The following is a 10,741-nucleotide window of genomic DNA, read 5'->3' on the forward strand; positions in this document are numbered from 1 at the left end:
GTCAGGATTTGAAGTCTCGTCACGGCGAGCGTTGCCAACAACGTCGCTTCCGTAAAGATCCACAGGCATATTTGTCAGACTTAGAGCAGCGGTTACTCAAGGTAGTTTTGCTGACGTAGAAAAAAAAAGTGCCGCAGGGACGAGCCTGCGGCACAAAGGTAGATTAACTTCGTTTTAGAGGCGGGGGGAGTTTACCCAGGCCGTCCAACTGGAAGCTCCAGAAGCGTTTACCGAGCGGATGCGGTAGCGGAAGCTCCCTGAGCCTGCTGCGTTGTCCAGCGTTGTGGCATTGGCCCCGGCGGTGATGGTCGTGGGGTTGATCCAGTTGCCCCCCGACTTCTTCTCACGCTGAACCTCAAAGCCGGTCTCGTTGTTCGCGTTGTCGATCCAGGTCAGCCGAGCCACCCCTGCAGATTGTTTGGCCACCGCAAGGTTGCTCGGAGCTGCAGGAGGTGAGCTGAGCGATTGAACCGTGATCGTGGTGGTTGCTGTTCCCGTCAGGCTGCCCGAGTCGGTGGCACTGGCGGTGATGACATGGGTTCCGACCACCAGATCCGACCGAGAGAAGGTCGGGCCGTTGCCCAACACTCCCTGAAGCGAAGAGGTCCAGACCAGAGCGGAGCTTAAGTTGCCATCTTGGACATCCGTCGCCGAGCCAGTGAAGGTGATTAGGGAACCGCTCGTGAAGGTGCTCCCACTGGTAGGTGCTGTGATTGTCACACTCGGGGCGGTGTTGGTGGGTGAGCTGACATTCCAGCTAAAGACGGAGGTTCGCCAAGCATTCGTCGAGGAAACAGACTCGCCGATTCCCCAGAACGTCGTATCGTCGCTTGGATCGACATCCACACCAAAGTAGTCTCCCCAGCGCCCATCGGGGTAGTTGTTCCCGACGCTGGACTCCAGGGTGGTAGGAGTAGACATCGCGCCCAGGGGGTCGGTGGCGGCCCGGCTGGCAATGCGGATATCGGCCGTCAGAGTTGAGCTGGAGGCAGTGAAGAGCACACTGATCGCGCCTTGAGAGTTGATTCCAATGGCAGGGGTGAAGTAGTGCTCGGCAGAGGAGGCGATGTTACCTGCCTGCACAAGCGATGGTGCCCCCGACTCCGGCCAAGTGCCCGTGTTGAGTTCGTACCAGCGCACAGCATTGATTCCGCTCACCGCCGTTGTATGCCCTGTAACAAGTCGTCCGTTACGCCAGGCTGCGTTGAAGACACGCCCATCCACCGTGCTCAGAGTGCGCCCACTGGTGCTAGGAGCTGGCCCTGTAGGACTTGAGTTGGAGGGAACCGTGACATTGGAGGAAACCAAGGTTGGACTCAGGGTGCTAGGATTCTGGATCGCAAAGAGTTTGATGGTCGTAGACGAAGAGCGCGAGGCTCCAAAGACCACCTCACGGTTGATATCCATCATGTCCGCTATCTGGACACTGGAGGAGCCAGGATCGTGGATTGAGACTGACGTGGCAGGCTGCCCAGACAGCAGCGGTGCGGAGGGAATGACAACAAATTGTGCCCCTGCGAAGCCGGAGACAAAGCCGAACATATTTCCGGAGACAACATAGGCATCTTTGTTGTAGCCAAAGCCCGGGTAGTCCAGCCAGTAGGTAGAGCCATTGTAGGTGAGCTTGGATTCGATTCGGTAGCGGTACCAGGTTCCGTTCGGGTCGCCATCATCGCTGACCGCTAGGAGGAGCTTGCTGAGCTGAGTCGCATCGTCCTGCTCCAAAAAAACCAGCACGAAGCGATCATGTACCCGGTCGTAGAAGCACTTCGGGTCAAAGATGAAGGTATCCACTGCCAATCCACTAAAGAAGCTCCCTGCCGTCTGCTGAAACTGTTTCGTCCCCGCTTTGGTGAAGAAAGCGATGGATGAGTTCACCACAGCAACCACATGGTTGGTGCCCACAGCGAGATCGGGATCGGGCGGGTACCAACCTGTAGCTCCGACTGCAGGCCAGAGCCCACCTCTCTCCTGGCGACCAGGAAGGGGAAGGACTCCCCCTAAAGGCAGGTTGTTGGACTGGAAGACAAAGTCCGGTGGCTCGGTGGGGTTGGCAGGACGAGGTGGTTTCACCGTCAGCCTCGTGTCAATCGGATTGATGAAGGTGCGAGTATCGAGCCGCGACACCGCAGCCTTCTCACTTCGCTGTACTGGAACCAGTTGTCCGGGTCCCTGTGCCCTTCCTGATCCCGCCAGTGGAACCAGGGCAAGAAGAGCAAAAATCGAAAAGCCTAAGCGCATCGTAACCTCCGTGATTTTAGAGAGTCTCTGAGAGACATAGACATTCTGAACGGTAATGCTCAGGAATTCAAGTGACATTTATCATAACCCCAGTCTTTTTCCCTGAACGAATACCTGTGGCAATGGATGGAGTGAGTTAGGACATCATCGTGTGAAAGTTTGGTGACAACTGATTAGGAGCGATGCGGGTATTCTAATACCCGAGCCTCAACGGCCCACGAGCTAAACTAGCGCTGTTGATCGCGACCCACTCGAGGCGGCGCATGGCGACGATCAGCCGATCTACATTCGGGAAGAACGCGGAGAGGCGGAGCATTTCATCGGCGACGGTAGCCTTGTCTTTTCCCTGGCCCTCGACTTGCTTGTCTAATTCCCAGCCGCGCACGAACGGCGACGTGGCGAGGGTCTCCCAGCCGAGGGCTTTGTAGGCGGCAAAGCGCGTCGTGGCATCGTCGGCGCAGGTCACATTGCACGGCGCGACGGCAAAGGTGTAGGGGCTGGAGGTGGGCGTGTCGAGCGGCGGCATCCAGGTGCCCAAGCGCCCCACATGACCAGCTTGCTGCCAGGAAACCGCCAGCGCCTCTTGCCGCTCCTGCGCTGCGGGGTCGCTCACCGGATGCACGACTAAGTGCTCGATATGCTCGCTCTGAAGCTCGCGAAGCATCTGCTCAAGATGCTCCGGCTCGTAGGGCACGTGGCCTCCCACGGAGCCCTCGGGGCCGAAATCGGTGAAGAAGTTCCATACGATAAGCTGCGCCTCGCTACGCCTCCCAAGCCGCTGGAGCGACTTGCCCAGCGCGACTCGCTCGGGCAGATAGGTGGTGTCGAAAGTTGTGATCCCCGCATCCAGACACGCCGCCACGATCGCGTCTTGAGTCTGGGTATCTGGCGCGGGGTCGGAGCCCAGCTGTGCGATAAACGAGTGCCCTCCGAGAATCAGGCGGCTACTTCCCATAGCGCACCACCAAATCTTTCACACGGGTCTTTTTGTCCGAGTCCGTGTCCGAAGATACCACCTCTTTTTCGTCCGATCCTCCATTGTCTTTGCCATTCTCCCCAAGGCTGTAGAGAGTAAATCCCTTGCCCTCGCGTCGGTAACGGAGCGGTTCATCGTCGAAAGGATCGCCGGGCAGTGTCGGTTTTTCGGGGAAGGCTCCCGTCTTGAGCCGCGCTTCCAGTAAACTTAGCATCGCTTCACGGAGCACCTTCTGTGCGTTCCAATGCTGCACCTTGACCGCCGCTTGGCTCATCACTGGGGCCAGAATCAGGACAAAATAGTCACTCCGGCTATGACGCTTCGCCAGTGGTGCCAGGAGTGCCTCCATTCGTGCCGCAAGAGTGAGTGGTTCGTTGCGTGTTAGTTCTTGGTAGACACGCCGCCAGTACCAGACCGTGCTGGTTTCCCAGTCCGTTGCAATCTGCGGACTGTTTTTGACAATCGCAATCATCTCCTTGGAGCCATCGTCAGGCTTTTCGTCATCTGCAAAAAAGGGTTTTCCTTGACGTATGTTTGCCACTCCCATAATTTGGGAAGGGAGCTCTGAGCGAAAAGAAAACCTCAAGTCAGGAGCAGGGCCAAAGGCAAGATTGACCTTGTGGGCTGCAGAAAGCACCCCCGCTTTTTCCCCATGACGCTGAAGGATTTTGATAAAAGATCTGTCGGTAAGAGAGGCACAGGCAATATGGACGAGCATCGCAATCAGGGTTGGCTCGCTCCCAATGTGCCTTCCGATCTGTGTGGCATGCTCTATATCAGCCAATGCCTCAAGGGGCTTACCCGCTTCACTGGCAAGCAGAGCGCGGACAGTGAGCAGGCGTGCCATCTGCCGAGCAACTGCATACTCGGGAAAGGGAGTGCTCAGACCCTTGCTCCAGTCGCGCTCCATACTATAGCCAGGTAAGGCTGCGGCTTTCTCGGCGAGCTTGAGGAGAGCAGACTGGCGCTCAAGTACAGGCCGGGCTAGTGCGAGTGCACCCGTTTTCTGCGCGGCTACCAAAAGTAGCCCATCAGCATCCCTCTGAGACTGGGGGAGCTTTTGATAGGCTTTGTCCGCTTCAACGAAAATCAGCGCTGCGTTGCGCTCCGCTGGCACGGGCTTCATCTTTAGCTCGCGCCAATCGGTCGTCAAGCCCTCACGCTTGGCGGCGGCAAGAGCCTCGGTGAGGGAGAGAGCCTTGGAAGAAGTAGGCGTCTCTTTCCGACACCCAAACGCGAGCGTCGCCAGAGAAATAGTCAGGAAATGTCGTCGCTGCATGGGAAATTGTACCGGAACTCCCCACATAAATTTGGGGTCTTTTTTTCTATGCAACTCAATCACTACCGACTTCTAGGGCGCAGCGGCCTGCGCGTCTCGCCGATTGCGCTTGGGACAATGACCTTTGGCACCGACTGGGGCTGGGGCGCGGATCAGTCCGAGAGCCGCAAGCAGCTGGAGCTCTACGCCGAGCGTGGCGGGAATTTTCTGGACACGGCGAATTTCTACACCGAGGGCACGAGTGAGAAGTTTCTGGGGGAGTTTCTGGTGGGGCAGCGCGACCAGTTTGTGGTGGCGACCAAGTACACGCTGAATCTGCGCGACGGCGACCCGAACGCGGGGGGAAATCACCGCAAGAGCCTGATGCAGAATTTAGATGCCAGCCTGAAGCGTCTCCAGACCGACTACATTGACCTGCTCTGGGTGCACATGGACGATGGCATCACGCCGCTCGAAGAGACGATGCGCGCGCTCGATGATGTGGTGCGCCAGGGAAAAGTGCTCTATGTCGGCATCTCGGACATGCCCGCCTGGCGTGTCGCACGGGCCAACACGCTCGCCGAGTGGCGCGGCTGGGCACCGTTTGTGGGCCTTCAAGTCGAGTACAGCCTCACCGAGCGCACCGTGGAGCGCGAGCTGATCCCGATGGCCCGCGAGCTGGGCCTTGGTGTCACCCCATGGTCGCCGCTCGCACAGGGCGTTCTCAGTGGGCGTTATACACAGGCAGATTTGGATGGCACTGCCCCTCCCGCAACCGAAGGGCGGCAGGAGCGCAACAAGACCAACGGGCGGCTGACGCCACGCACGCTCGCCATCGCCAACGAGGCAAAAGCTATCGCCGAAGAAATTGGTGCCACGACCGTGCAAGTCGCGCTCCGCTGGCTCTTGGAGCAGCCGGGCGTTGTCTCTCCGATTGTCGGCGCACGAACCGCGGCGCAGCTCGAAGACTCTCTGGGGTGCTTTGAAGTCACGCTTTCGCCGGAGCACCTTGCGCGGCTGGAGGCGGTCAGCGCCATCGAGCTAGGCTTCCCTCAGAGCTTCCTGCGCCAGGACTATGTCCAAAAGTTCATGACGGGCGGCACGACGATTATTCCGTGAACGGCTCGTCCGCTATCACACGAAAAAAGGGGAGCAGGGCCAGCAGTTTTATAAGGATCAGTATTTCCTTAACGGTCAATATGTGTTTTTTGGCCTTGGGTGATTGGAACACAAATAACCTCCTCTCTTTCCTAGATGAAGCCACAAGTTCCGCCAAAAATACAGTGGTCTTGAGCCTTTTTCATAAATCGTCTTATTTCTCGTTTGATTGCCGTATAGAAAGTGATGCGACACAAGAAATTCTCTCGGCGACAGCGAGGGGCGCTGATTTTTCTGGTAATGGCGATGGGTCTGCTGGCGCTCGACTACTATGCCTTTCCCTACAGTGCCACTATCTCTGGGCGGGCGCTGAGCACGCGTACCAATGGGCTCTGGGTGCGCTACACCCACTACTTTGGGCAGAAGAGCGACGCGGAGATTTCGGCGCTTTGTGAGCGGCTTAAGGCGGAGGGGATTCGCGATGCCTACTTCCATGTGCGCTTTATACAAACGGACGGCTCGCTGAAGTTCCACTATCCCGAGCAGGCGCAAAAATTAATCGCGGCGGTGCACACGCAGGCTCCCGAGTCTCGGTGCTTGGCGTGGGTCTATGTGGGCAATGCACGTGGTGAGGGAGCCGTGGTGCTCTCTGACCCTGCGGTGCGCAAGAAAATGGTTGCCGAAGCGCTCTGGCTCTGCACCAAGTGCGGCTTTGATGGGGTGCAGTGGGACTACGAGATCTGTGAGGACGGCAACCCGGACTTACTGGCGCTTCTGGACGAGACCCGCGCCGCGCTTCCCCAAGGCAAGGTACTCTCCGTCGCCGCGCCGATGTGGTTCCCAGTGAGGGCCTTTGGCTGGAGTGAGGACTACTTCTCGCAGGTCGCGGCTCGGTGCGATCAAGTTGCCGTGATGTGCTACGACACGGGGATGCTCCTGCCCCGCGCCTACGTGGCTCTCGCCGCGCAAAACGTCGTTCACGTGACCCAGGCCGTGGCACGCGGCAACCCACACTGCCAGATGCTCCTTGGCGCTCCTACCTACGGCAAGGGCCTCCGCTCCCACAATCCCCGCGCCGAAAACATCGCCAATGCCCTACGTGGCGCACGGCAGGGGCTCGCCGATCCTAAAACGCGCCCCGAGGTCTTTGCCGGAGTTGCGCTCTTTGCCGACTACACCACCGACACGCACGAGTGGGAGACCTACCACGCTCTCTGGGCGAGCCATTTCTGAGCGGCAGGGATTCCCTGCTGGATCATGGAGTCGTAGTGATCCCCTGAGTCGGCGGCGACAAAGGTCACCTTGCCCCCCGCTTGCTTAAGGGTCTGTGCGAAGCTCTCCGACTCGGCGAAGGGCACGTTGCTGTCGTCGCGCGCATGGAACAGAAAGACCGGACAGTGGAGCTTTGCCACCGTATTCTTGGGGGACATGCTCTTATAGAACGGCTTTGCGCCTGGGTTGAGTGCCTCCAACAAGGGCAGGCCATCGCCTAGCCGGGCCTCTAAGTCCGTGCAGGGGGCGTAGGCAATGCAGGCAGTCACCCGAGGATCGGCGGCAGCAACCTGGAGCGCCAGAGTTGCCGCCGAAGAGTGTCCAGCCACCACGATACGTTTGGGATCAACACGCAATCGGTTTAGGGCGTAGGTGATTGCCGTCTTGGCGTTATTGACCCCACCATTGCTAGCAATAAAGGCCGCCTGTGCTCCTTGAACCGCCCGGTTCTTGGTCGCATCACTCTCGGAAAGCACTCCGTCGAGGGAGTAGGCCACCACCACGTAGCCCGCTTTCACATAGGGCAAGTGCTCTGCAATATCCCCTTCGCCCAGGTCCATTCCATGAAAGAGGCGTGTCCCGGCAGGCGCGATCACAACACAGGGGAGGTTTTCTTTGTTCATGCCCGACTTTGGCAGATAGATTCCCAGCGACCGTTGCTCGCCTGCGGGGCCCGTCGGGTGCACCTCACCAAAAAAGACACCAGGGCTTCGCTCAACCAAGACAGGCTTGGGAGGGAGCTGATCGGCAGTGAGGGGCGGGTTACTTCCGGGGATAGTGGGCTTGCGCAGCTTCTGAAAGGGAAAGCTTGCCGCCAGTGCTAGCGCCAGGATACCTCCTCCGATAATTCCAAAAACGATAAGCAGTACCCGTACCCAAGACTTTGGTTTCATGGCGAAATTATACGGTAGAATTGCCCAAATCTATGCAACGTATCTCTGTGATTGACTCCCACACCGGCGGTGAGCCCACGCGCCTGATCGTCTCCGGTGGCCCCGACCTAAGCAACGGCCCGCTCTCGGAGCGTGTCGTGATCTTTGAGCAGGGCTTTGACCACTACCGCCGCGCCGTTGTGAACGAGCCGCGTGGCTCCGACGTGCTCGTCGGGGGGCTGATCGTCGAGCCGCACGCGCCGGGCTGTGTCTGCGGCGTGATTTTCTTCAACAATGTCGGCTACTTGGGGATGTGCGGCCACGGGACGATTGGTTTGGTGGCGACACTGGCCCACCAGGGCAAGCTTGGGCCAGGAGTCCATCAAATCGACACGCCCGTCGGGGTGGTCAGCGCCACGCTCCGCCCCGATGGCCGTGTGAGTGTCGCGAATGTGGTGAGCTACCGCACCGAGAAAGCCGTGGCCCTCACGCTCCCCAGCGGCCAGCGGGTCACGGGCGATATTGCCTGGGGCGGGAACTGGTTCTTTCTCTGTGCGAACCACGGCGAGGAAGTCCATGTCGGCAATATAGAGCGGCTGACGGCGCTCTCGTGGGAGATTCGGCGCACGCTCAATCAATCCCACCCCGAGGTAGACCATATCGAACTTTTTGCCCCGCCTGGTGACCCCACTAACCACTCAAGAAGCTTCGTCCTCTGCCCCGGCGGTGCCTACGACAGATCGCCCTGCGGCACCGGCACCAGCGCCAAACTCGCCTGCCTCGCCGCCGACAGCAAGCTCGCGCCCGGTGAGATTTGGCGGCAAGAGAGTGTGATTGGCTCCGTGTTTGAGGGCAGCGTTGAGTTTGCCTCTCCCCGCCGCTTAGACGGCGACCCTCTCCGGCTTCGCGAAGAGGGTGTGATCCCGACCATCACGGGGCGAGCATGGATCAGCGCCGAGGCGACGCTTCTCCTCGACAACACCGACCCATTTTGCTGGGGAATCTAAATCCAATGGGCCATCCGGATAGATACAAAGCCCGTACCGTGAGCACAAAAGCGGGAATGTATGTCCTTGGCCCAAACGAACCTGTGGTTATCGGAGGACTGATCCGAGGCATCTCTGCCGCCACTAATGGCCGTTATGCCCTCGTGATTCAGCAGGTTAGTCTTCCTGTTACCTCAGAATCTAAAATTCTCTACGGCGAAGAAAAGCTCTGGCTTTACGATGCCTACCGACGCACCAGTAAGCTCCTCCATCGTGTTACCGATAATCCTATCATACAGAAACGGATGCATTTGAAAATCCACTGGTTCCCCGAAAGAAGTCGTGCACTGATTATAGTGACAGATGGGACGTATCGTTCTCGGGAGACATTTGAGGAGCCCATTTCGATGCACTTCTCATGTGGCTTGCTCGATGCAGAGCGTAAGAGCTTTCGGCGATTCAGTGCTCCCTTTGAGGGGAATTTTCAGGTTGAAACGCTTCGGGATAGTAGCACACTTCTTCTTATTGGAGATCAACTAAGTCGCTCCGGTGAGAGTCCTATCGTTTTTGTCTCACCGGAAGGCAAGTTTTCTCCCGTTCGTTATTTGGAGTGTTCGCCCGATACTGACGGGCTCTTTTTAGATGGCCTCCTCCCACAAAGCAACGAAGCCGTTCTGCGTACAGAGATTTTGCCACCGAATCAGAAGTCTCTTAAATCCATCTGGTACCTGGTTCATCTCAGCACCAGTGCGGTTCGCTCTTTGTACGAGCGCCCCAAAGAGATGATCTCGGTTGATAGTGACTCCTGGGAAAAACACGAGCCGTTGCTTCCTCTGATTCTCGAAGAGGAGAACACGAAGCTGGTAGGGAGATCGGGTAGCGAGGCAGAGACAACGGCGCTCTGGCTTCGTGCGACAGAGCCGGGGACAGAAAAAAAGAAGACTGAAGCGCTGGTAGCTGTGGCTCCCTATCCACAATTTCGTGGCATAGATGAGTCGGTAGGTATCGACTGTATACTCCTTTCCGACCTCTCTGCTGTGCTCTATCTCCACGAGGGAGATCTCTACGCAACCTCGTTGACAAAGAAGCCATAAGATGATTTTCCCTACTCCTTCTGGTTATCGCAGCTTCGTGCTCTGCCCCGGCGGCGCGTACGATCGCTCGCCCTATGGTACTGGCACCAGTGCCAAGCTCGCCTGCCTCGCCGCCGATGGCAAACTCGCTCCCGGTGAGATTTGGCGACAAGAGAGTGTGATTGGCTCCGTGTTTGAGGGCAGCGTCCAGCCTGTCGAAAACGGCTTCATTCCCACCATCACCGGACGGGCGTGGATCAGCGCGGAGGCGACGCTGCTTCTGGACGATACCGACCCGTTTTGCTGGGGAATCTAAACGATGAGCCGCTCGGATACTTACACGCCCCGCTCTGTGAGCACAAAAGTGGGTGTGTTTGTTCTGGGCAAGAACGAGCATGTCGTCGAGGGAGAGGTGGAGAGTATCAGTGCCGCGCCGCTTGGGCGCTATGCTCTGGTGATTCAGAAGCTCCGTCCCCCTGTGTCGCCCGAGAATAAGCGACCCTATGGCGAGGAAAAGCTCTGGCTCTACGATGCAAAGCGCCGCACCGCCACACTCCTGCACCGAGCAACCGATGATCTCGCCCAACGGGTGCACAAAAGCCTGAAAATTTACTGGTTCCCTAAGACCAATCGCGCCCTGATAGAGTGCCAACAGCTTACCCCCCTGCGGGACTCCGTGTTCACTGCAAAGATGTTCTATGGTCTGGTGGACACGGAGCGTAAGCAGTTCCGCCCTCTGACGATACCATTTGAAGACCCAGTAGCACATATGACGATTGCAAAGGTCCCTGATAATGACTTGCTACTTCTTATCAACTCGGCCTCTAAGTAGTCGTCCAAAATCTACTTCCGTATCTTGACATTGCAAACCTTACCTTGGCGTTGGCGTCAAGCGAGGCTTGAATGTGTAGTTCCAGCGGGGGCACACTTCATGGAAATGTAAATTGAGTGTTTGCATCACCTCC

The 10,741-nt window shown here is 57.9% G+C and carries 9 protein-coding genes and 1 pseudogene; 6 read left to right on the forward strand and 4 right to left on the reverse strand.

Translation table 11 applies throughout. From position 1 onward, the window contains the following. Window positions 1–174: 174 nt before the first annotated feature. The 3 genes from RMO15_RS15090 to RMO15_RS15100 all read right to left on the reverse strand — a co-directional run bounded on the left by RMO15_RS15090 (window position 175) and on the right by RMO15_RS15100 (window position 4,496). Window positions 175–2,319, reverse strand: coding sequence for a hypothetical protein (locus RMO15_RS15090; protein ID WP_309714274.1), 2,145 nt, complete (start codon window positions 2,317–2,319; stop codon window positions 175–177). A 115-nt stretch (window positions 2,320–2,434) separates the two neighbouring features. Then, window positions 2,435–3,196 carry a hypothetical protein gene (locus RMO15_RS15095; protein WP_309714275.1) on the reverse strand — a complete coding sequence of 254 codons (762 nt, stop codon included), beginning with the start codon at window positions 3,194–3,196 and terminating at the stop codon, window positions 2,435–2,437. Beyond that, window positions 3,186–4,496, reverse strand: a complete 1,311-nt coding sequence (locus RMO15_RS15100) for a hypothetical protein (protein ID WP_309714276.1) — start codon at window positions 4,494–4,496, stop codon at window positions 3,186–3,188. The genes RMO15_RS15095 and RMO15_RS15100 overlap by 11 nt, the downstream gene beginning before the upstream one ends. Window positions 4,497–4,544: 48 nt before the next feature. On the opposite strand from RMO15_RS15100, the gene RMO15_RS15105 reads away from it, so the two are divergent. Beyond that, window positions 4,545–5,594 (forward strand): aldo/keto reductase, encoded by a 1,050-nt coding sequence (locus RMO15_RS15105; RefSeq protein WP_309714277.1) that lies wholly within the window; start codon window positions 4,545–4,547, stop codon window positions 5,592–5,594. Between the two features lie 225 nt (window positions 5,595–5,819). Then, window positions 5,820–6,806: a glycosyl hydrolase family 18 protein gene (locus RMO15_RS15110; protein WP_309714278.1), complete on the forward strand. Its 987-nt coding sequence runs from the start codon at window positions 5,820–5,822 to the stop codon at window positions 6,804–6,806. On the opposite strand, the gene RMO15_RS15115 is transcribed toward RMO15_RS15110, so the two are convergent. Beyond that, window positions 6,776–7,738 carry a prolyl oligopeptidase family serine peptidase gene (locus RMO15_RS15115; protein ID WP_309714279.1) on the reverse strand — a complete coding sequence of 321 codons (963 nt, stop codon included), beginning with the start codon at window positions 7,736–7,738 and terminating at the stop codon, window positions 6,776–6,778. The two genes, RMO15_RS15110 and RMO15_RS15115, sit on opposite strands and share 31 nt — an antisense overlap. A 32-nt stretch (window positions 7,739–7,770) precedes the next feature. Between RMO15_RS15115 and RMO15_RS15120 the strand changes: the two genes are divergently transcribed. The 4 genes and pseudogenes from RMO15_RS15120 (at window position 7,771) to RMO15_RS15135 (ending at window position 10,608) form a co-directional block, all read left to right on the forward strand. Then, the gene (locus RMO15_RS15120; RefSeq protein ID WP_309714280.1) at window positions 7,771–8,724 is read left to right on the forward strand and encodes a proline racemase family protein; all 954 of its coding nucleotides are present in this window, start codon (window positions 7,771–7,773) and stop codon (window positions 8,722–8,724) included. A gap of 38 nt (window positions 8,725–8,762) precedes the next feature. Continuing rightward, complete coding sequence (locus tag RMO15_RS15125) at window positions 8,763–9,797, forward strand: hypothetical protein (RefSeq protein WP_309714281.1); 1,035 nt, start codon at window positions 8,763–8,765, stop codon at window positions 9,795–9,797. Window positions 9,798–9,825: 28 nt separating this feature from the next. Then, window positions 9,826–10,092, forward strand: a pseudogene (locus RMO15_RS15130) (proline racemase family protein); the annotation flags it as partial. A gap of 3 nt (window positions 10,093–10,095) precedes the next feature. Further along, the gene (locus tag RMO15_RS15135) at window positions 10,096–10,608 is read left to right on the forward strand and encodes a hypothetical protein (RefSeq protein ID WP_309714283.1); all 513 of its coding nucleotides are present in this window, start codon (window positions 10,096–10,098) and stop codon (window positions 10,606–10,608) included. Window positions 10,609–10,741: the final 133 nt, after the last annotated feature.

The organism is Armatimonas sp. (genome assembly GCF_031410135.1).
In the GTDB taxonomy this organism is placed as follows: Bacteria; Armatimonadota; Armatimonadia; order Armatimonadales; family Armatimonadaceae; genus Armatimonas.

Bases quoted from the DNA above. Each gene is read 5' to 3' on its own strand.
- RMO15_RS15120 (WP_309714280.1), top strand. From the start codon at position 7,771: ATGCAACGTATCTCTGTGATTGACTCCCACACCGGCGGTGAGCCCACG.
- RMO15_RS15100 (WP_309714276.1), bottom strand. From the start codon at position 4,496: ATGCAGCGACGACATTTCCTGACTATTTCTCTGGCGACGCTCGCGTTT.
- RMO15_RS15090 (WP_309714274.1), bottom strand. From the start codon at position 2,319: ATGTCACTTGAATTCCTGAGCATTACCGTTCAGAATGTCTATGTCTCT.
- RMO15_RS15095 (WP_309714275.1), bottom strand. From the start codon at position 3,196: ATGGGAAGTAGCCGCCTGATTCTCGGAGGGCACTCGTTTATCGCACAG.
- RMO15_RS15105 (WP_309714277.1), top strand. From the start codon at position 4,545: ATGCAACTCAATCACTACCGACTTCTAGGGCGCAGCGGCCTGCGCGTC.
- RMO15_RS15110 (WP_309714278.1), top strand. From the start codon at position 5,820: ATGCGACACAAGAAATTCTCTCGGCGACAGCGAGGGGCGCTGATTTTT.
- RMO15_RS15135 (WP_309714283.1), top strand. From the start codon at position 10,096: ATGAGCCGCTCGGATACTTACACGCCCCGCTCTGTGAGCACAAAAGTG.
- RMO15_RS15115 (WP_309714279.1), bottom strand. From the start codon at position 7,738: ATGAAACCAAAGTCTTGGGTACGGGTACTGCTTATCGTTTTTGGAATT.